Raw genomic sequence first — 23,488 nt, 5'->3', positions numbered from 1 at the left:
TTAGTTTTCTATATAGGTAATAATAGCATGATAAAAAGTTTCTGTATACGTATTTCCGCCATTTGTGAGCATGCCATTCTCTTCCATCTCAATTATTATTGAGTATGAGCAATCTGGATCAATTGGTTCTAAAAAATTGACATCTCTAAAATTAACCTCATTAGAATTTATTTCAAATGAACTCGAGTTAACAATGATTGATAAATCTGATGTAACACTACAGTTCTTTATAATTGAAAATCTATAATTGTAGCCAAGAAAATCATCCTTAAATACATACTTTACACTTGTGAGTATATTATTTGCAGGCAAAATGAGAGGTGCCAATATATAATACTCTGCATCAGGAGATATAATATTAAATTCTCGAGGTATAAAATTTACACCTCCCGTTAATGGAAAAAATATTTTGGTTTCATCTACAGACTCATCATCTATTCGATGTAAATGGAAAGCTGATCCAGGGATTGCAATTTTTCTAATTTCTGTTGCTGTTGCATTATCAACATAAGCTTTAATGGCTGATTCTGTAGGTACAACAGTATCACTATTACCAGATAATGTACCATCATTTGAAAATTCATTTACTGAAACGCCATTATCTAATCTTAGTGAACCTTGAGTTATTATGTTACCTTGTGGTGAAAGCTCAAAAATATTTTCATAATCCGTAGTTGATATTAAATCACTGTCAGCAGCTATATAAAAGCGGTCTTGCTTATTCGAAATTTTAAAAAAAGTATACTCTGCATCCTTAGAGCCATTTTCAAAAGCTATTTCTCCTTCTGTATAAAAAAATGGTGTTACCAATTTAATAGAAGAAATGAGTGAATCTTGTATTGATAATTGGGCACTGGGTTCCTGAGTCCCAATACCTATTTTATCTGCTAAAATGTATGCATCGTCTCCGTTTTTTCGCCATAAATTATCTGCTGAACTCAATGCATATGGAACCGATTTAAACTCAGCGTCGTCTATATATATAAAACTACCATCTTGCTCTATATCTAATCCAACTCTAAGAGAATAATTATTGGCTCTCCAATCAAATTCCTCAAAATCACCTAAAGCAGCTACTCCCTCACCAATGCTAAGTATTATTAATCCATTAGAATCTGTGGTTGTAGTATGATTTTCTATATAAAAATTATTGCCTGTAGTCTTGCGAATTATAAAACGCACATTAATTTCTTGATTAGCAATAACATTACCAATATCATCCTTAATAATTGCTTTGTAATTAATGGTGCTATTTTGTGCAAAGCATGGCATTAAACAGATTGTTACTACAAAAAGTGTAATTAGATATTTCATGATGACTTACTTTTTTACAAAATGTGTGCTTTTAATAACTTTATTTTTGTAAACAATTTTTAGTTTATAATAGCCTTTATCTAGATGATTGATGTTGATGTAAATCTGTTTTACACCTATACTATCAATATGTCCTGAATAGGCTTTTTTTTTCACAATAGTTCAATACGCATAGTCTTATGCCTAATTGTTTTGTGTAAATGTAGATGCAATTAAAAAAGAAGGATATCAATATTGTAACAAGGTTAATAACTAATGTAACATGTTACATTTAATAAATTAGAAGGGTAAATCGTTCCAAGGCCTAATTCGTATTAGCATATTGCGTTGGTGTGCAATTATAAAGTTCTTTAAAACTCTTACTAAAATATGCAGGATTATTAAAGCCTACACTATATCCTATTTGAGAGACATTAGTATTAGATTTTTTTAAAAGTTGCGCTGCCAATTTTAAACGTTGTGAGCGTATAAACTCTGAGGTTGTCAAACCAGTAAGCGCTTTTAATTTTCTGTGTAGTTGCATACGACTCATACCTAATGCTTGGCAAAAATTAGACGCATTAAAAGATGGTTCTACCAAATGGTTATCTAATACTACTTGAAGTCTTTCTGAAAATTGCTCATCAACATTTGTTACAGCGACATCTTTTGGTAGCAATACCAACTCTTGGCTATAGCGTTCTTGTAATAATCGCCTATTCTCAATGAGCTTTCTCACCTTTGCTTGAAGCAATTTAGAGTTAAATGGTTTGGTGATATAGTCATCTGCTCCTACTTCTACTCCTAGTAATGTATTTTCATCGCCTGCTTTAGCTGTTAATAATACTAAAGGAATATGACTTGTACGTACATCGTTTTTTAGCTGTTGTGTTAAGGCAATACCATCTTTTATGGGCATCATTACATCAGAAATAATAATGTCTGGCACATGCTCAATTGCTAAGTTTACGCCTTCTTCTCCATTTGCAGCTGTGATGATATTATAGCTAGATTTAAATTCAGTCTTTAATAAATGTCTAATATCTTTATTGTCTTCTACCACTAAAAGTATAGGCTCATCGTTGTCTGCTGGAAGAACCGCTTCATCTTCATCATTTGTTTCATCTAGATTTGGCTTTGGAAATACCAAATTTTCTGATGCCTCTATAATGGTTTCATTTTTGTAAGTATTGTAATCCACAGGAAGTGTGACTAAAAAGCGTATCCATCCATTTTCTGGAATAGTAACTTCAATATTGCCTTTGTGCAAATCCACCAATTCTTTAACCAATGCTAAACCAATACCAGAACCACTATTATCTTCACTGGTTTGATAAAAACGATTAAATAAAGCATCCACTTCTTTTTGGGTTAAATGCGACCCAGAATTTTTAATCTCAAACAAAAATTGCTCATCTATTATGGCAGAGCTTACAACAATTTCACCTTCATTTGGTGTATATTTTACCGCATTTGCTACTAGGTTGGTTATTATTTTTTCTACGGCATCTCTATCAAAGTGAGCTTCAATAGTATTGCATTTTGTGTCTGCCAGATAATTAATCTTCTTTTGCTGTGCACTGTATGAAAACGTATCAACCAAAGCTGCAATAAATGCTAAGAGCTCACCTTTTTCGATATGTAGTTTTAATTGATTAGCATCTATTTTAGACAAGTCTAGCAACTGATTTACCAAGGTTAACAACCTATTAGAATTACGCTTCGCAACTACAAATTGTTTTCTTTTTTCTTCAGGGAGTGTTTCATCTTCTGCAGCTTCACTAACAGGATTAGAGATCAAAGTTAATGGTGTGCGAAACTCATGCGATATGTTAGCAAAAAAGCGTGATTTTGCGGTATCTAATTCTCGAAGTTTATTATTGACTTTTCTTCGGCTTTTAAACAAAAAGAATAAAAATAACGCTGCCAAAGCTGAGATTGTTAGTCCGCTGAGCAAAATAATTCGCTGGTTTTTCTTCTGTTTTTCTATAAGTAGATTTTGCGAATTGAGTAACTTAATTTCTTGTTCTTTTTTTTCGGTTTCGTATTTAGCTTCTAATTCAAAAACGTTTTCGTCATTATTTTTGGCTTGTATAGCTTCTATTAATCTATTAGCTTCTTGTGAAGCTTCAAAAGCTGTTTTAAAATCTCCTAAATCACTATGAGCTCTAGATAGCGTCATATTAATTTCGTATAAATATTCATCTCTAATATATTCTCCCTCATCCAAAAGTTTCAGGGATCTATTAACATGCTTAATAGCCAATTTTGGTTTAGAAGTTTTACTATAGAACGCAGCCATTTTAAAATTTGCAATTCCCATTTGCATAGTATCAACAGTCTTTTCCATAGATTCTAGCTGCTTAACATAATATACTAAGGCCGAATCTTGTTGTTTCAATTTTTCATAAAGTGCAGCAATACCTGAATAAATTGAAGATTGCCTTAAATGGTTGTTATTTGTATAAGTATTTTGAAGAGCTAAATCGTAATTTTGTAATGCGTTTTTATAATCTTTACGTTCTTCAAATAAATTGGCTCTATACTCATAAAGAATTGCGGCAGGAACTTCTAACTTAAAAGAATCACTAATTTTTAAGCCATTATCAATCAGTCTATCCATTTGTGGAAATATACTAGTATCATTAACACTCCGAGATTCATTAAAAATCTTGAGAATATTTACTTTGTTCATCGCGTCTAAAAAATGATTACAATGGTGTTTTTTAAGTAGAGAATCTAATTTTAAAAAATGAATGAGTGCGTTTTTATCATCATTATTATGTCCATACCTTGCACCTCTAATTTGATACATCATTGCCAACCGTTTACAATTACCGTTTTTAATGGCAACTAATTCAGATTCGTCTAAATAAAAAAATGCTTTGGATAAATCTGCTTCTAGATAACTTAAAGTTGAAACTATTCGTGTCTGTATCGAATCTATCTGATTGGACTTTGCTAAATTATATACTATTTTAGCATAGTAATACGAACTATCTCGTTTACCTGCATCGTATAAGGCATGTGCTTTTTCTACATAAGTTTTAAGGCTATCTTTATTAATATTATACTGCGCATTACTTAGTAATGGCAAACAAATAAGAGCAATGCTTAGTATTTTTTTCAAACTTAAGATTTAGCACTTTAAAGGTAGCTATAATATTATATATGAACTAAAAGCTACTTATCGTCTCAAAGCAAAATGTCCTCTTACCATTAGGCCATCTGCTAATGTTGCTAAAAACCAATAATCAGGATTACCTTGCTTAATTAATGGTTCCATCTTAGCTGCTAAATTATCTTTAGTAGTTGTATGTGATTCTACATACACGATGGTTTGTGCTGATGCATTTAAAACTAATAGTAAAAATATACTTAGTGATATTATTTTTTTCATCTCTTAATTTTTTATTATTTTTTTCATACTAACTTGCTCATTATTTTCAAGTTTTAGCAAGTATTGTCCAGATGGTAGGTTTGACATATCAAGGAAATTGCTCAATATTTTTGAGGATATAATGAGTTGGCCTTGAATATTGTAAATACGCGCTATTGTATTTTTAAATCCTTCTATATATAACTTATTAGTTACAGGATTTGGATAAACAGAAATAGAGTGCTGATCAAACTCTTCAATAGCAAGTGTTGAAAATTGAAATATTCTAACATGACCTGCTAGATTACCAGCATCACTGTTACCAGTAGCTCCTATAAGAAGTCGATTGCCATCACTTGATAAGGCTATTGCATTACCAGAACCATTTCCAGCTGCTTCTCCAAGAATAGTATTCCCAAATAGTGACCAAGAACTACCATTCCAATCATATGTATATGTTTTGCCAAAGAAATTACCATCCATAGTACTATGAAATCGTGCACCAATAGCAATACGACTTCCATCTGAAGATATTGAAACTGCAGAACCAAATTGGTCTTCAGAGTTTTCTCCAAATAAATCTGAACCTACTTGATCCCAATTAGTTCCGTTCCACTCAAAAATCTTGGCTTGACCAGCATCAGTACCTGCTGCATCATTAAACAATGCTCCGGCAATAAAACGATTTCCATCACCAGTTAATTCTAAAGTACTTCCAAAAAGGTTGAAACCTGCATCTCCCTCAAGCTTAGTTCCGCGTTGAATCCAATTAGTACCATTAAAATCATAAATTTGTACAGAACCTTTTCCGTCAGATTCTTCTGCGCCAACAATTAAGGTGTTTCCAATATCATTTATATCAATTGCAACACCAAGTCTTACACCTACACTTGAACCATTAATATTTTGACCAAGTTGTTGCCAATTGTTACCATTCCATTCATACACACTACCCTCGCCAGAACTGCCTCCATTTACATCTGTGCCTATTGCACCTATGGCTAATCTATTACCATCGCTAGAAAGTGAAACAGCATAGCCAAACTCATCACCATTATTATCTCCAGTCAATGTTGAGCCTACTTGATTCCACGATGTACCATCCCAATCAAAAACCTTTACATAACCAACATCAAATGCAAACGCTTGTTTTGCACCAACCGCAAAACGGTTTCCATCTGCAGATATAGCCACAGACCAACCTAATGCGTCATCGTCTGCTGAGCCATCAATATCGTTGCCTAGCTGTTGCCAATTGGAACCATTCCATCTAAAAATACGTGCATGACCAGATTCATCTGCTATTTCATCATTATTTGGTGCACCGACAATTATAGTCTCACCACTTGAAGAAATAGCGGTAGACCATCCAAAAAAATCACTTGCAGCTTCGCCATCAACATCATTACCCAATTGGGTTTGAGCTAAAGATGAAAAAGTACAGCTTATAAAAATGAAATATTTAATTACTATTGTTTTCATTCGACTAATTTTTTAAAAAATAATACTTAGCATCTGTTGGCATACTCGATAGTGAGGTGTGCTTCATATTTTTCCATTGATTATTTCCAACTGTACCAGAAACCTCTATTTTTATAAGATTCCAACCTGTTTTTAGATTAATTTCATGCGTAATTTTTCCACCTGTTTTAGAATCTACAGAACCACTTACCTGAGTTGGTGATTTCACATAAATGTATGAGGCTGTATAACCATCACCTGCTTTATCAGTACAACATGGCGCATTAAGATTTACGACTGGTTTGATAGCATTACCCATTTTAATGGTTCCCAAAACAGTATATCCTTGATGTACTTCTAACATAAATCTTGTTGATATCCATTCTGTTTTGACATTATCAAGATTTAAATGTTTAAAATAAAATAGCATGTCTCCATCACTATAAGGCGTTGTAATTGGTTTAAAAGGAAGTGCTTCCTCATCTAAGGTTGGTAGGTTTATATTTACTTCACCATCTTTAGAAATTGAACCAAATGACACATACACATAGTCTCGTATTTTTCTATCATAGAAACCTGCTCTCAACGATGCAGCACCATAGTTCCAATCTTTAAACATTCCATCTGTATTTGAGGCCATAGTCTTGTACCAGTAAAAATCACTTTGTTTACTTTTTGCAGTTTCAACTTTCGGCTTATTATTAGGTTTTGGCTTAAGTTTTTCTTTAGCTTTTCGTTCTTTTTCAAGCCGTTCAAATTCAGCTTCAGCGTCTTTAGCTTTTTTCATCATTTCTTTTATATGTGGTAAGTTCATGATGCTATCAGCTTTTCGCTTCGCTTCTTCTATCTGTTTTTTTTGTTCTGGTGTTTGTGCCAAAAGGTCTATTTGACAACTAATACTTAAAATGATTAAAATGATAAATGTTTTCATGAGTTAAGAAATTAAAAAAGCGCATAGCTTTGAATTAGTTGATTCAAAGCTATGCGCTCCATTACAAAAGTGATATATTATATGTTGCATATGATATTACATATGTTACATATTTATTTGGAGAACTTATCGTCTCAAAGCAAAATGTCCTCTTACCATTCGGCCATCTGCTAATGTTGCTAAAAACCAATAGTCTGTACTTGGCATAGGATTACCTTGAAGCGTACCATCCCAACCTTGACTTTCACTAGTTTGTTCTGAAAGGAGTTTACCATAGCGATCAAAAATCTTAATCTTCATACCAGAATTGAAATCGCCATTAACGCCTTTTGGCTTCCATCTGTCATTGAAAGTATCATCATTTGGTGTAAAATATTTAGGAAACCCTAAAACTGAAAATAACGTTTCTACCACACCACAGCCATTGGTATCTCTTACGTAAACCGTATGGAATCCAGAACTTACTTCTGTGAAACTATTTGAATCTTGATATGTAGTATCAGGATTATCTAGAGCATATTCATAATTACCATCTCCAGAGATGTTCACAGTAACTATAGTTCCTAAATTATTTTGCTCTATTCCAATAGTTACAATGGTAGCAGTATCTGAAGCTACTACTGTAATATCTCGTTGCGAGCTACAACCATTAGGATCTGTGACTATTACTGTATAAGTTCCAGCTTCATTTATGATGTTAAAGGATGTATTTACCTCTGTTGTAGCACCATTAAAAAGCCATTCATAATAATAATTACTGGGAGAATCATTTAAAACACCACCTTGAATTTCAATAGTTTCAGGAAAGGAATTTAAACAATAATAGACCTCTTCATCTGGCAATAATTGTGGTGTGTACAGTACATTTAATTCAATTGGAAATAAAACATAACATCCATTATCGTTAAAGACGTAAGCATAAATCGTATCAGAAAAAGGTTCAAAGTTCTGAATCGTATTTCCTAGTTGCGTACCATTGTTTAAGGCGTCTTCTTCTGTTGCGTAAAAACTAATTAATGTATCATCTGGTACTAAAGTTTCTATTTGGTTTCTTACATCTAATAAAGAAAATGTAGTTATACCATCAACAATCTCATCATCACAAACCTCAACTGGCGGAACAGACAAGCTCACATTAGATATTTCTAATGAGACTTCGGCAATTGCATAACAACCATTCTGATTTTCTACTCTAGCATACACCATTTGATTTGGAACTGTATTCTGGAATGATTCTGGATCACTAATTGGCGTGTTATAGTGTTCTGCATCTTCTTCTGCTAAGAAAAAATCAATAATAAATAGCGTACTATCTCCATTTGTTATAGCAATGTCTAAGACTGTAGATGTTAAGTTGTAAGTGGTTAATCCATCCATATCAATATCGCATTGTATGAAATTTGAGTCTACTACCACAGGATTTTCGGCATATTCAATTACTACGTCTCCATATGCAATACAATTTCCTTGAACATCAACTTCTACTGAGTAAATTCCTGGCTCAGAAACTGTAAATAAACTACAGTTTAAACAATTAGGTGGAGAGGTTTCAACCAAAACACCATCTTTAAACCAAGAATAGACATGAGGACCATTAGGCACCAGTGCATTTAATAATAGAGTCTCTCCTTCACATAATGCTGTATTATTAGACAGTAAACGATCTGGTCCTAAATCTGTAGCTAATTGAAATCCTCCAGCTTCTAAAAACACAGCAGAATCATATCTGAAATTTTGTTCATCTGCAATTACCAATTTTACATGATAGGTTTCATTTGGAATAATGTCAGCAATTGCAGTTAGTACTTTAGTTTGTCCATTAAAATTAATTGGTGCTGTAGTATCGTTAAAACTTTCAAAATAAAATTCATTTTCTGCTTCACAACCTGCTGGAATATCAGGATGCACTGTCGTAACTTTTACTGGTGTTGGCGTATCTGGTACTAAAGCAATATTGGTATACTGAGTTTCATTAACTGGTCTAATTAAAAACCCAAATAAATCTGAAAACTGACAGGTATTGGGATTGCCTTCTTGGTATTCTTCTGAAGCAAAAATATATCTAAAACTTACTTGTGAAGCTAATGCCGTAAAATCAAATTCTAAAATTGTAGCGTTAATAGTATTTGATTCGTTAAGAATAACTTCAAGATCATTATCTCCAGACCAACCTGGAGCATCATCGTCACTTAAAAACGTATTTGGACCTTGTACGTTTTGCAAGCGTCCTGTACTCATTACGATGCCACTTTGAAAAGGGAACGTTGTACCAGACGCATCAAAAAAACCATAACTCTGATCTGAGCCTCCAAAATCACCTCCTACTACATTGGTAATTTGAACGTTTGTAATACAATCGCTATCAATTAAGATATCTTCAATAAGCTGTTGTGGTGAATAGGTTTGACTATCTACTACAACATTTTGGGCAGCACATATATAACTACAACTTAATATTAAATAAAGAATGTATTTTTTCATTACAATTTTGGAACTGCAAAGATAGAGATAGCTAAGGCTAAATATTAGAAAAAAGTGTTAAAGGGCTATAATTAGCGTCTTAATGTAAAATGACCTTTAACTTCAAACTGAATACCATTTTTTACCACGTTGGCTAAAAACCAATAATCGGTTGCTGGCATATTATTTCCATTGTAGGTACCATCCCAACCTCGAGACGTACTGGTTAAATACGCAATTTGTTTGCCGTATCTATCAAATATATATATCGTGGTTCCTGGTAAAGTCTCAACTCCAGCAATATGCCAAGTTTCTTTGATGGTATCACCATTAGGTGTGAAGAATTTTGGTGCATCTACGACAACAACCTCTCTTGTGACTTCTGAACAGCCATTTAAATCTATAATGGTAATGGTATGATAACCTAATGTTACATTTTGAAACACATTAGATTCCTGTGGAACACCATCATCTAACTGATACAGATAATTTCCAATACCACTGATCGTTATCGTAATATTATTAGGATCAGAAAAATCTACAGTTTCTACAACATTAATCATAGCAGGTTCAGATTCTATAACATTAAACGTCGAGGTTGTTTGGCAACCATATTCTGAGGTAACTGTTACTGAATATGTACCAATTTCTGTAATCTGAATCTCGGTAGCACCAGAACCTGTTGACCAAATGTAAACATCATTTACATTGCCTGTATCAGCACTAACTATTAATGGCAAGTTATCTAAACAAATGACTTGATCTGGAATTGCCACATCTGGTCTTGGTCTTACTGTAATTAAGAAATTAGTAATCTCAAAACAGCCTGTTTCATTGTTAGTAACTCTTACATAGATATCTTCGTCATCAGCACTAGAATAATTAGTATCTAATGAATTTATTCCGTCTATAGCGTTAGCTTCAGTATTGTGATAAGTAATGGCAAATTCTAAAGGGTTTTGACTTCCTAAAACTGTGGTGTTTTGAGCACTTAAATCAAATACTAAAAAGCCATCAAAATCATCATCACAAGCCTCAAGATTAGGAGGTTGGTTTGCTTCAGGACGAGGATTAACCATCAATTCAAAAGGGTACGTAATAAAACAATTGGTAGTGCTAAATTCTACTCTAGCAAAAAGTTGATCATTAGACGTTATATAAGTATAGTTAGTATCTAAAGCATTGACTTGATTTTGAGCATCATCTTCACTTAAATAATAAGAGAATACTGTGTCGGAACTATCATTAACTATAACATTATTAATCGTTGTTAGATCAAATGTATTGGTATCATTATCACAAATTTCATAAACGCTAAACGTATTTATTTCTGGTGGTAGATTAACGATTAAGTCTAAAGGCACAACTCTATAACATGTAGAAATTGTATTCGTTATTCTTATATAAACTGTTTGTGGATTTGAAATATTAGCATAATTTTCAGGATTTGGTATTTCATTTTCATTAGCCTCTGCATCATCTTGTGAAAGATGATAGCTTACTACAATATTATCTTGTCTTACGTTAAGGATTTCAAACTCAATCTGTGTAATATCAAAAACCACTTGTCCATCATAATCTACATCACAAACTTCTAATGGTAAAGCCTCGTTAATTACTGGAACTTGAATAACGTTAATTTCAAATGACGCAATAGCTACACAATTTGTACCATTATCTATACGAGTAAATAACTGTTGCGGATTTACAGAATTGGTATAGGTTAACGGAACAGCATTAGTATTATCCTCAGCATCAATTAAAGACTCATGAAACGATATATCTAGTGGCAAAGGTGTATTATTAGAAATTTCATCTATTTTTTCTGAAAGATCAACCGTTAACAATTCATCATTAGAAGGGTCATCACATTCAAATATATCAGAAGGAGGATTAAAAATTGGTAACGATCCTACTCTAATATCAAAAGAGGCAGTATTGAAGCAATTTTCATCTGACACATTTTGAACTCTCACATAAATAGTTTGAGGACTTGATGTATTTTGATAATCCGTAAATTTATCTATTGGGTTGGTATTATTCTCAGCATCTAGTTCAGTTTCAAAATAGAGCACTTCCATATCTATTTGGCCATTAAGGATTTCGTCATCTTTTTCGCTAAACAGAAATTCTGTAACATTGGCAATATTTCCCTGACAGTTTTCGAAATCTGAAATTACATTAATAGTAGGTAAGGTACTAACTATGATATTTTGTTCAACTATACTAAAACATCCTGTAGTAATATGTTCTACTCTAGTATAGACCGTCTGAGTTATTGCGTTAAAATTTGATGGCGAAGAAATTTCATTTTCAGCAATTTCTGCATCGAAAAAATCTTCGTAGTAGGTAAAATTAAAGTTTGATGGATCAGTAACTATGTCTTCATTATTTTCTTCTAAATCAACCATTGCTATGTCATTAGAATGGTTTAAACAAACAAAAATATCTGTTGGTAACGTAACTTCTGGTAGAGGAACAATAGTGATAGAAATAGGCTCAACGTCTGAGCAGTCTGTTTGGGTATTTACAACTCTAACCCATAATTGTTGAGGGTTACTAAAATTAGTAAAAAATTGATCTAAGTCGTTTTCGTTAGCAATAGCATCATCTTCTGTAAGATAATAATTTACACTTGCTGCAGGTGTTCCTTGGATAACTTCTAAGTTAAAACTATTAAGGTCTATGCTCACAATACCATCACTGGTCTCATCATCACAATACTCAAGGTCTAAAGGTTCTATATCTATGGCTTGGTTAACCTCAATATCTACCGTTATAAACTGTTCACAACCATCTCTTACAACGCGTATAAAAAAGGTTTCTGTATCAGTAACTGTGAAAAGCATACTGGTATCTACAGCATTAGTATCATTCAGCTGATCATTCTCAGTTAAATAATATGTAAAAGTATAGTCGTTTGTATATTCACCAATAATACGATCTGTGATGTTAGTTAAATCTACATCAGCTATATCATCAAAGGGTGGATTATCACATATACTCAGTGGTCCTAAATTAAAACCTGTTTCGGTAACATCTGTATGTAATTCTATTTGTACAATGGCAACACAACCTGTATTCTGATCTTCTACACGAACAAATATAATCTGAAGATTAAGTGTATTATTCTGAAAATTCTCCGGATTTGGAATAGGATTATCACCTGTTTGAGCATCTACGAATAGCTCATGATATGAAACATTGACACCAGTAGTACCTTGCAAAATATCATCTATTTCTGAGGTTATATCGAAAACTTCAAATCCATCATCATCAATCTCGCAAGCATCAATCCAATGTAAATCTTCAGTATTAATATTTGGTAAAGAGATTACTGCAAGAGTAATATTTGAAACAGAGATACATCCTGTAGTTAAATTTATAATTCTTACAAAAAGTTGTTGTGTAGGATTTATACCATCGTAAGGTGAAGGAATAGGATTTAAACCAAACTCTGCTTCTGTTTCGCTAAAGTGATATGAGACTATTAGATTAGGATTGTTGGCTGTTACTTGCGTAGTAATATCCTCTAAGAAAAAGGATGCAGCTCCTGTAGCATCTTCTGCTTCGCAGACTTGTATTGGTGTTAAGTCTAAAGGCTCAGGAAGTAGATTAACAATAAGATTAAACTCACCAAAGGCCAAACAACCACTTGTGTTATCTACTACTCTAACATAGATAGTTTGCGGATTTTCTACATTCTGATAAAAGTTACCTATTGCATTAGTTCCATTTTCGGCATCTGTCTCTGAACTATGGTAAGTGATCGTATAATCAGATACAGGTAACAACGCAATAATTTCGTCTGTTTTATCAGTGAAAATAAAGAAGTCCACTCCATCATTAGAAGGATCATCACAAGTAACTATATCTGTGATTTCACCAATAGCTTGTTCAGATTCTAAAGCAATAACGACTTCATCTTCAATAATACAAACCGAATTATTTATAGGAATTGAAACTTCAACTTTATATGTTCCTGAGGTTTCAGCAACCAACGTTGTATTAGTTTCTCCTGCTATAGATGTATCGTTTAAAAACCATTCGTAAGTCGCTATATCATTTTCAATATCTCCATTTAAGGTTACTGATGACGCACAAGTTTCTATATCTGGACCAAGATCTACAACCGCTTCAAAGCTATTACCTTCAATAAACACCGCAGAATCGTAATTTTGATCGCCTTGATCTGCAATAACTAACTTTATCTGATATTGAACATTTGGCTCTATGCTTGCTGTTGCAGATAACACAACAGTTCTACCATTATAATTGGTGTCACCAACATTATATCCATCAAAATATTCAGGATTTTCAGCTGGACAAAATTCTACAATTTCTTCGTGAACAGTATTTGTATTAACAGGAATAGTTGTTCCTGGTACCAAAGCTATATTGGTGAACGGATTATTAGTACCAGCTTCTCGTATTAAAAAGGCAAAACCATCTGAGTAAAAACAAGGAAACTCTTGTTGGTATTCTTCTGATGCAAGTATGTAGTTAAATTGAATCTGATTAGCCACAGAGACAAAATCAAATTGAATAGACGTAGCATTTAATGTTTGATCAATACCTAATGCTGTTTCCAAGTCTGTATCTGTTCCCCAAGATAAATCGCCATCATTTAAAGGTGAAGTGGTTAATACATTACCAGCTGAATTAGCGTTTCCTGTAGTTAAGACTATACCATCTTGAAATGGAAATTCTGAACCAGCTCTTTCAAAAAATCCATAACTAGATAATCCTATAACATTACCATTAATAGAAGACGAAATATTTGAAATCTCAACACAACCTTGACCAAAATTACTTTCTATAAGCTCTTGTAAACTGGTATTAGTAGTGGTTGATATTTGTTGCGCATAAGATAATAATGCACAACAGAACGTACTAATAAGAAGTAATAACGATTTCTTTTTCATTTACAGATTAATGACTCACAGCACAGCCATTTATAATCTATTAAAATATGAAAAAAATATGATCTTAAACGATATTAAAGATAAAGAGTTATTTTGCAAGGATAAAAGGGTTATTCTCTTATCTTTTTAAAGTAAAATGCCCTTTGACTTCAAATTCTATAGCATCCTTAACAACGTTAGCTGAGAACCAATAATCATTAGATGGCATTAGAGCACCATTATAGGTTCCGTCCCAACCTTCAGAATCACTCGTTAAATAGGCAATTTGTTTACCGTAACGATCGTATATAAAGATTGTAGTTCCTGGTAATGTCTCAACACCCGCAATATGCCAAGTGTCATTAAAACTATCGTCATTAGGTGTAAAAAACTTAGGTGCATCTACAACAACGACATCTTTAGTAACTTCTGAACAGCCATTAAGATCTATAATGGTTATAGTGTGATAACCTAGTGTAACATTTTCAAACACAGGTGATTCTTGCGGAAGACCATTGTCTAAAACATATAAATAGTTCCCTATACCACTAATGGTTACTGTAATATTATTAGGATCTGAAAAGTCTACGGTTTCAGTGACTTCAATAGTAGCTGCTTCAGATTCAATAACAGAAAATAACGAGGTTGTTTCGCAACCAAATTCTGAGGTTACAGTTACCCAATATTCACCAATTTCTGTAATTTCAATTTCAGATGCTCCTGATCCTGTTGACCATATGTAAGAATCTCCTATGATATTGGTGTTGGCACTTACCAATAATGGCAAATTATCTAAACATATAACCTGATCTGGAATATCTACATCTGGTCTAGGATTAATAGTAATGGTAAATGATGTTACGCTATAACATCCTGTAGTTAAGTTTTCTACTCTAACGAAAATAACATCTCCATCGAGCGCAAAATAATTATGTTCTAAAGTGTTAAAATTGGTTTCGGCATCATCCTGAGAACTATGATAGGTAACTTGGAAATTAGTTGGGTTTTGCCCTCCTAAAACTTGCATATCTTGTTGAGATAAAACCACTTCTAAAATACCATCAAAATCATCATCACATTCAATAATATCATTAGGCTGAATTGCTAGTGGTAATGGATTAATATTAAGATTGAAAGGATATACATAGAAACAACCTGTTGTACTAAATTCTACTCTAACAAAAATCTGATCGTTTGTGGTTGTATAAGTATAATCTGTATTTAATGTGTTAGTACTTGCTCGTGCATCAGCATCATTTGTATAATATGAAAATAATACATCAGTATTGTCATCAACGATAGCATCATTTATTTCAGTTAAATCAAAACTACTACTTGCATTATCACAAGTATCATAGACTTGGAAATCGTTAACTAAAGGTGGTAGGTTAATACTAATATCAATTGGTGTGAGTATGTAACAATTAGATATAGTATTCGTAATCTTAACAAAAACAGTTTGAGGATTAGTGATAGTGCTATAGTTTTCAGGATCTGAAATAGCATTAGAATCTGAAACTAAATCTGCTTCTGTTTCAAAATAAGTGACTACAATATCATCTTGTCTTACATCTAAAATATCTACTTCAACAATGGTTAAATCTACTTGAACAATACCATCATAATTATCATCACACAATACTAAAGGCTGTGCAGGACTTACCTCTGGAGATTGCACCACATTAAGTTCAAAAGAAGAAATACCATCACAAATAGTTCCATTATCTACATTAACAAAAATTGTTTGTGGATTAACTGTATTGGTAAATTCTAATGGTATGGCATTTGTTTTATTTATAGCATTATCTTCTGTTGTATAGAATGTTACATCTAAAGCTTCTGTAATACCATTTGTTATTTCGGAAATTTTTAAACTTAAATCGAAGGTGTCTAAACCATCATTAGAAATATCATCACAAACAAACCAATCTGCTGGTGGATTATACATTGGATTAGAGCCAACTTCTATCGTAAAGCTAGATGTACCATAACAATTTTGATCAGTTAAATTTTCTACTCTAACAAAGATAGTTTGTGGATTACTTGTGTTTTGGTAAGCTGTATTTTTGTCTATAACGTTTGCTCTGTTATCAGCATCATTTTGAGTTTCAAAATATAAAACTTGTTTTCCAACTTGGCCATTTAAAATTTCAACATCTTTTGTATTAAATATAAAATCTGCAAAGCCATTGCTATTGTCTTCACAAACTTTGTAATTATCTATTTGTGAAAATACTGGCAATGTATTTACAATAATCTGAAGTGTTTCTGTACTGTGGCATCCAGTAATTGTGTTTTCAATTCTAACAAAGACATCTTGCGTATCACTTTCGTATGCATTAGAGTTTGCTATTGAAGATACATTAATATTAGCATCGTTTAAAGTTTCATGAAAGGTAATGACTCTATCTGAAGTTGAACTAACGATCTCATTAATTTTAGAATCTAAGTCTACTATAAAAAGTCCATCTTGGTCATCATCACAAATAACAATATCTGAAGGTTCAGTACTAATTGGTGCAGGTAATACTTCAATTTGAAATGAATTAACATCAGAGCAATTTGTGTTTTGAGATTGGATTCTGGCAAAAACAGTAAACGGATTGGTTGAATTAACATAAGAGGTTGGTAATACATTAATGTTATCAATAGCATCTTGCTCAGTTAAAAAATAACTTACACCAAATCCTGGTGTACTTTGAGTAGATACACCATCGTACTGAGATAAATCTACAGTAGTTAAACCATCTTGGTCTGCATCACAAACAGTCTGATCTGGAATTGCAGGAAATTGAATTACTGGGTTAAGATCAATCTCAAACTGAGCATTTTCAGAACAGGTGGTATTACTAATTGTAATAAACAATGTTGTTGGATAAGATACAGGCTCAAATAACTCTGCTTTATCCAAAGCATTTACTCCTAAATTACGATCCTCTTCAGTGAGATAAAACTCAATTATAATATCTGGTAATTGATTAGCAATAATAATCTCAATATCCTCTAGATTAAATACTTCTATTTCATCATTATCTGCATCACAACGATCAAAATCAGTAATATTTGTTTCAGTTAACAGAAGATTTGTATGGATTTCTATAGGTGCAATTGAAGCACAACCAGTAATGTCATCCTCTACTCTAACATAGATGAGTTGTTCTTCAAAATCTATATTCGCATAGTTTTCTGGATTAGGAATTGGATTCTCTCCTGTTTCTGCATCCTCAAATGTTTCGTGGTAAGTTACAGTAACTCCTGTTATTCCTTGTAAAATATCATTTAACCTATCATTTAAGTTAAACGTTGCAAAACCATCATGGTCTGCATCACAAGCATCTATATATAAATCTTCGGTGTTAATTACTGGATTATCAAGCACTCTAATTTCTAAAGTTGTAGTGCTAACACATCCTGTTTCTGTATGAGTTACATTTACAAATAATAGTTCAGTTTGCGTTGTGTTAGTATAAGGCAAGCTTATTGGATTAGCTCCAGAATCTGCATCAGATTGAGATGTATGGTACGTAACATTAAGGTTAGGCTGACCATTAACTATTTCATCATCTTTTTCTGACAGATCTATCGATGTAACACCATCTGCTAAACCATCATCACAAACCTCTAAAGGTGTTGGATCTGTGAGTATTGGCAGAGGATTAACAACGATATTAAAACTTATAAAGGCTAAACAACCTGTATCTACGTCTTCAATTCTTATAAAAATGGTTTGTGAACTTGTACTATTCTGAATGGGAGTAGTAATTGCATTTACATTATTTTGGGCTTGAGCAGATGTTAAATGATAGGTTACACTATAATTAGCTGCAGGAACTGTTGCCAAAATTTCATTTGTTTTTGTAGACAAATCAAAGGTTTCTAAAGCATCCATATTAGTATCGCAGAGTTCAAAATCTGTTATTGGTCCTGCGTTTTGAGTAGAACTTAAGGTGACCTCTACTGTATCATCAATAGTACATGTTGTACCAGCTAAAGGTAAATCTATAACCACTTGGTATGTACCAGATTGCGTTACTAAAAGATTACTTTGCGTTTCTCCTAAAACTTCTGTTCCGTTATAAAACCAAGAGTAACTTGCATTAGGATTACCAATATCACCATCTAAAGTGACTTCATCTGCACAAGTAGAAATGTCATTTCCTAGGTCTACTGAAGCGCTAAAACTATTACCTTCAATAAAAACAGCAGAATCATAGTTTGTATCGCGTTCATCTGCTATGACTAATTTAATATGATATAGTACATCTGGCGTAATTGAAGCTGAGGCTGTTAAAACAGTAGTTCTACCATTATAATTTGTATCACCTACATTATAACCACCAAAGAATTGCTCATTTTCTGCATCACAAAACCCAACAATTTCATCGTGTATGGTATTTGTATTAACTGGAATTGAAGTTCCAGGCACTACAGCAATATTAGTATAGGGATCAGAAGAACCTGCTTCTCTAATTAAAAATGCAAAACCATCGGAATATTCACAAGGAAAATTACCAAAGTATTCTTCTGAGGCTAAAATGTAATTAAATTGTATTTGATTAGCACTAGAAACGACATCAAACTCAATAGATGTAGCATTCTGAGTTCCTATCAATCCAAGAGCTGTCTCTAAATCTGCATCTGCTCCCCAAGCTGATGTACCTTCATTTAGGATAGCATCATTAACTCCATTCCCTCCAGAAGTTGCATTACCCGTTGATAGGACTATACCATTATCAAAAGGGAAATTAGATGAGGCTCTATCAAAATACCCAAAACTACCAAAACCATTAACAGATCCGTTAACAGCAGATGATATATTGGAAACTTCAACACAACCTTGAATTAGATTATTTTCAATAAGGTTTTGTGGTGATTGTGTATTGTCTATTGTAATTTGTTGAGCCTGTAAAGCAAAGGCAAAAAGGCACGACAGTAAAGCGAGGTAGCGGTTAAATCTTTTCATATTTAGGGCTAAATTGAAGCGTTATAAACGGTTACTAATAAAACTAACTTCAATATTAGTTGTAAACCTAAACTTTAAATAGATTAAATGCAATTATTATCGATGAAATGCAATTTATTTTAACATTTAAAATATTAAAGTAGCCACTAATAATTCACATAAACCCAACCTTGTATGTTGCTAAAATTTTGGTCGTTTAACTTCAGAATATAAAAATAGGTGCCAACTGGTACTAATTCTCCTCTATGATTAAGGCCTCTATTGGTTTTACCTAACCAAGGTTTGGAATTATCACCTTCAAAAATCAAAACACCATACCTATTGAAAATAAGGAGTTGATGCTCTTCGAAAATATCATATAAGCCTTGTATATTAAACCAGTCATTTTTAGAATCTAAATTGGGCGAAAATCCTTGTGGTACTGTTGGTGGACAGTTTTCAACATTCAACTCTAATTGGTAAGTAAAATAACAAGGATTACTCTCAACACGAACATAAATTGTCTGTGGATTTACAGTATTCTCAAAAGTTTGTGTATTTAGAATAGTGTTTGAAAAGGTTTGTAAATCTTCTAAAGATTCATAAAATGTAACATCGTTTAGGTTAACACTTATCTGATCTGTGACCAAGGTTTCGAGATTAAACTCAGCACGATCAAAACCAATATCGCATTGTAAGTCGTCATCAAGTGTCTGAATTTCTGGTAAAACTAAAAGTTCAATTTCAATGGTATCAAAATTATTCATTTCATTAATCTCAGTAACAAGACCTAATCCTGTACCATCGTCATCTACCACAACATCAATATCTAGATTTGTCGGAAAGTTATCAGGAATTAAAAGATTTATCGATCCAGACTCTGATTCGCCAATTAAAATAATATCAGTAGTTGCACTTTGAGCTATAAGCATATTTTCAACATAAAATGATATTGGCGTATTTGCTGGTAAAACCTCAGTAGCATTTAGATTAAAAACTGTATAATCTAAGCTAACAGTATTTTCTCCACAATTGTTAGTTGTAGCATCTATAACCACTGTAGCGTCTGGCAACTGACTATTAAGTACAGTGATGATATTATTAATCATTACAAAATCTTGTCCAGAAGTTAGAGAAATGGTAGCCGTTGTATCTCCGATATTGATGTTATTTTGAATATTATATACATCGATATCCATATTATACAAATTGTTCTGTCCAGTAAAACTATTAGTTCCGTTAAAAGCGTTGTTAACTGGATTTAAAGGTGCATTACCTATAACATTACCATTAATGGTTAATTGCTCGTTAACCGCTAAAGATGAATCACCTTCCCAAGCTATAAAACCAATTTTTGCACCATTAGTATCTAATACATTTAAATTATCTAGCGTTATATTTAAAACATCAGGAACGCTCTGCAATCCATCATAAACATTTAACTGATTGAGTGGCAAGTTATCATCTTGATAGATTATTGTCATAGCCCAACCTGCAAAGTTAGTGCCAGATGGACAGTAAGAACTAATAACTGAGGAAAGATCTAAATCTGAAACTGTGTACGTTGTATTTCCTTGATCTTGAATAATTTCTGTAACATCAGCAAAAGCAGCAAAAAAACTGCGATTACCATCAATAGCGTCACTAAAAGTACGTTCTGCATTAATTTCAATACCATTTAATGATATTTCAAAATCACCATTATCTGATCCTGCCCAATACAAATAAGCAGCTTCTATATTTTGCGAAGTTGTAAGATTTAAATCTGCAGAAGACGATGTGTTAATCTTACAAGGCGCAAACAGACCATTCTCTACTAAATTCATGGTGTTACCAATAGCCAAATAATCGAATCTACCATTAAATTGCTGGTAGAGTGTTACATCTTGAGAAAATAATTGTAAAGGGAAAGTAATTATACAACACCATAAAAGCAGGCTATACCATTTCACTTAGTAGCAGTTTAGAATCACTAAATTACAAAAATCTTATTCCAAAATCGATTATAGATTTAAGTGTAGAGGTCTTTACAACAAATTAACAAAACATTACCAATTGTTATGTAACTTTAAGGCTGTAAACTGTACCTATATAAAAAGAACTACAATGAACGGATTTGATATTGTAATGGTCATTGCCATTATACTATTTGCTAGATTAGGTGTACGATTGGTTACAGGTTATATTAAATTAAAAAAAGACCAAAACCAAGAAACTTCAGATGATAAAAATCTTTAGAAATCTGCGAAAAAACACGTTTATGAAAGGAAGAAAAACACAATATCTCCTTTATGCTATTGGAGAAATAGTTCTTGTGATGATAGGAATTTTATTAGCATTACAAGTTAATAATTGGAATGAAAAGCGAAAGGTAAAAGGCCAATTAAACACAACACTAAAAGCCATTACTGCAGATTTAAAAGCAGACACATTAGTATCAGCTCAAATCATTAGATTTTATGACAGTGTTAATAAGTACAGCCAAATGTACGCTAAGGGTCAGATCACAAAAACCAATATCGATAGCTTTCCAATATGTAGAAGTCTAGTTACTATTTATAGACCTATGACCATGCAAAAGAAAGGCTTTAATTTACTTCAAAATTATTCTGAATTTACAAATTCATCTTCAGATTCATTGCTCACAGATTTAAGTCAATTTTATGCTGCATATGATGCCATTATCACTAATAATAATGACATGGTTAAATCTGAAGTTTTAGAAAATTTGAATCATTTTAAAAAACAACCTTGGTTTGTAGATTGGTCGCAAGGCAAATTGAATAACCCAATGAGAACATTTTTTGGAGAAAGTGTAGACTATAAAAATAGAGTGGTTGGTAACAACATCTTAGCTACCTCTAACCACCAAGCGGTCTTAAAACAATATAGACAAGATGCGATTTCTTTATTAGAACTTATTGATCAACGATTAAATGCTGAAAATTAAGTTACTTCTTATTTGTTTATTTAGTTGTATTGGTGTTTATGCTCAAAAAATAAAGCAGTTTAAAACAGTTAAAGATGATACTTTATATGTAAGCTATATCAATCCCTTCAAGGCTCCTATAGAAATTAAGATGAGTATTAAGGATTCTATGAAAGGTAAAATAAAAGCTAAAAGCTACGGTTTAATGTATCCAAATGATACCATTTTTAACGTTATGTGCATTCCTATGAAGATAGTTAAGGATACTGCAAAGATTGAAGGTAAAAAGTATATTAATTTTAGTGGACAATATGGTGATCCAAAATCAAAACCCAATCTAAAATATCGCTATACTTTACCATGGACAAAAGGTAAAAAATATAAAATTATTCAAGGATTTAACGGTCGATTTTCTCATAGTGCAAAGCACTCTAAATATGCTTACGATTTTAGCACTCAAATTGGTGATACTATTGTTGCGGCTAGAAATGGTGTAGTTATTTTCACAAAAGATGACTCTAAAGAAAGAGGAGGACGCGAAGCTATGAGTAAAGCCAATAAAATAATAGTATACCATGATGATGGTACTTTTGGACATTACGTGCATTTAGATTATAAAGGTGTACTTATAAAAGTTGGTGATTCCATTAAGGCTCAACAAGCGATAGGAATTTCTGGGTTTACTGGGTTTACAACAACACCTCATTTACATTTTGTAGTCATGAAATATGGCAGTGAAGCCATACCAATATACTTTATAGACTATCCTAAAAAACCTTTGAGACAGGGTAAATATTATAGACGTAAATTATAAATCTTTATAAAAAGTAAGTCCGTTTTTACTAAGATCGTAAAAAGCAAATTCTCGCGTTCTCCAAGGTGTATTTTTTAGAGATGTATGCTCATGAAAAACATTTTTGTTTTGGTACTCTTCAAAAAGTAAATCGACTTCATCTACATAAATTCTGAGTGATAATGCATCTAAACCTTCTTTCCACTCTTCATCACTATGCCATTGCAAATGTAACTCAATACCATCTCTAACAACACCTCCATATTTAGGATCGTCTCCTAGATCTTTAAATGCTAAATTAAAACCTAAACGATCAATATAATAATTAATCGCTTCTGTAACATTCTTAACAGGAAGCACAGGATGAACATGTTTTAAAAAAGCTTTATTCATAAT

13 protein-coding genes are annotated in these 23,488 nt (G+C 32.6%); 3 read left to right on the top strand and 10 right to left on the bottom strand.

Annotated elements, in window-relative coordinates:
• From RM697_RS00370 to RM697_RS00330, 9 genes are all read right to left on the bottom strand, one after another.
• Nucleotides 1-1,314, bottom strand: coding sequence for an Ig-like domain-containing protein (locus RM697_RS00370; RefSeq protein WP_311425851.1), 1,314 nt, complete (start codon nucleotides 1,312-1,314; stop codon nucleotides 1-3).
• Nucleotides 1,315-1,618: 304 nt separating this feature from the next.
• Nucleotides 1,619-4,423 (bottom strand): response regulator, encoded by a 2,805-nt coding sequence (locus RM697_RS00365; RefSeq protein WP_311425850.1) that lies wholly within the window; start codon nucleotides 4,421-4,423, stop codon nucleotides 1,619-1,621.
• Between the two features lie 57 nt (nucleotides 4,424-4,480).
• Nucleotides 4,481-4,693, bottom strand: a complete 213-nt coding sequence (locus RM697_RS00360; protein WP_311425849.1) for a T9SS type B sorting domain-containing protein — start codon at nucleotides 4,691-4,693, stop codon at nucleotides 4,481-4,483.
• Between the two features lie 3 nt (nucleotides 4,694-4,696).
• Nucleotides 4,697-6,154: a T9SS type A sorting domain-containing protein gene (locus RM697_RS00355; protein WP_311425848.1), complete on the bottom strand. Its 1,458-nt coding sequence runs from the start codon at nucleotides 6,152-6,154 to the stop codon at nucleotides 4,697-4,699.
• A gap of 4 nt (nucleotides 6,155-6,158) precedes the next feature.
• A complete protein-coding gene (locus RM697_RS00350) occupies nucleotides 6,159-7,064 on the bottom strand; it encodes a hypothetical protein (protein WP_311425847.1) in 906 nt (301 codons plus the stop codon).
• A 126-nt stretch (nucleotides 7,065-7,190) separates the two neighbouring features.
• A complete protein-coding gene (locus RM697_RS00345) occupies nucleotides 7,191-9,545 on the bottom strand; it encodes a choice-of-anchor L domain-containing protein (protein WP_311425846.1) in 2,355 nt (784 codons plus the stop codon).
• A 71-nt stretch (nucleotides 9,546-9,616) separates the two neighbouring features.
• Complete coding sequence (locus tag RM697_RS00340; RefSeq protein ID WP_311425845.1) at nucleotides 9,617-14,449, bottom strand: choice-of-anchor L domain-containing protein; 4,833 nt, start codon at nucleotides 14,447-14,449, stop codon at nucleotides 9,617-9,619.
• A gap of 118 nt (nucleotides 14,450-14,567) precedes the next feature.
• The gene (locus RM697_RS00335; protein WP_311425844.1) at nucleotides 14,568-19,391 is read right to left on the bottom strand and encodes a choice-of-anchor L domain-containing protein; all 4,824 of its coding nucleotides are present in this window, start codon (nucleotides 19,389-19,391) and stop codon (nucleotides 14,568-14,570) included.
• A gap of 146 nt (nucleotides 19,392-19,537) precedes the next feature.
• Nucleotides 19,538-21,322, bottom strand: coding sequence for a T9SS type B sorting domain-containing protein (locus RM697_RS00330; RefSeq protein WP_311425843.1), 1,785 nt, complete (start codon nucleotides 21,320-21,322; stop codon nucleotides 19,538-19,540).
• Between the two features lie 154 nt (nucleotides 21,323-21,476).
• Between RM697_RS00330 and RM697_RS00325 the strand changes: the two genes are divergently transcribed.
• Genes RM697_RS00325 through RM697_RS00315 form a run of 3 tightly spaced genes read left to right on the top strand, consistent with a single transcriptional unit; the run spans nucleotide 21,477 to nucleotide 23,113 of the window.
• Nucleotides 21,477-21,608 (top strand): hypothetical protein, encoded by a 132-nt coding sequence (locus RM697_RS00325; RefSeq protein WP_311425842.1) that lies wholly within the window; start codon nucleotides 21,477-21,479, stop codon nucleotides 21,606-21,608.
• Complete coding sequence (locus RM697_RS00320) at nucleotides 21,592-22,320, top strand: DUF6090 family protein (RefSeq protein WP_311425841.1); 729 nt, start codon at nucleotides 21,592-21,594, stop codon at nucleotides 22,318-22,320. The genes RM697_RS00325 and RM697_RS00320 overlap by 17 nt, the downstream gene beginning before the upstream one ends.
• Complete coding sequence (locus RM697_RS00315) at nucleotides 22,307-23,113, top strand: M23 family metallopeptidase (RefSeq protein WP_311425840.1); 807 nt, start codon at nucleotides 22,307-22,309, stop codon at nucleotides 23,111-23,113. Before RM697_RS00320 ends, RM697_RS00315 begins: the two co-directional genes overlap by 14 nt.
• Here RM697_RS00315 and RM697_RS00310 read toward each other — a convergent pair.
• Nucleotides 23,108-23,485 (bottom strand): VOC family protein, encoded by a 378-nt coding sequence (locus RM697_RS00310; protein WP_311425839.1) that lies wholly within the window; start codon nucleotides 23,483-23,485, stop codon nucleotides 23,108-23,110. The two genes, RM697_RS00315 and RM697_RS00310, sit on opposite strands and share 6 nt — an antisense overlap.
• Between the last annotated feature and the right edge of the window lie 3 nt (nucleotides 23,486-23,488).

This window comes from Microcosmobacter mediterraneus (assembly GCF_031846265.1).
Classification (GTDB): Bacteria; Bacteroidota; Bacteroidia; order Flavobacteriales; family Flavobacteriaceae; genus Microcosmobacter; species Microcosmobacter mediterraneus.
This window is presented reverse-complemented; position numbering and strand designations above follow the sequence as displayed.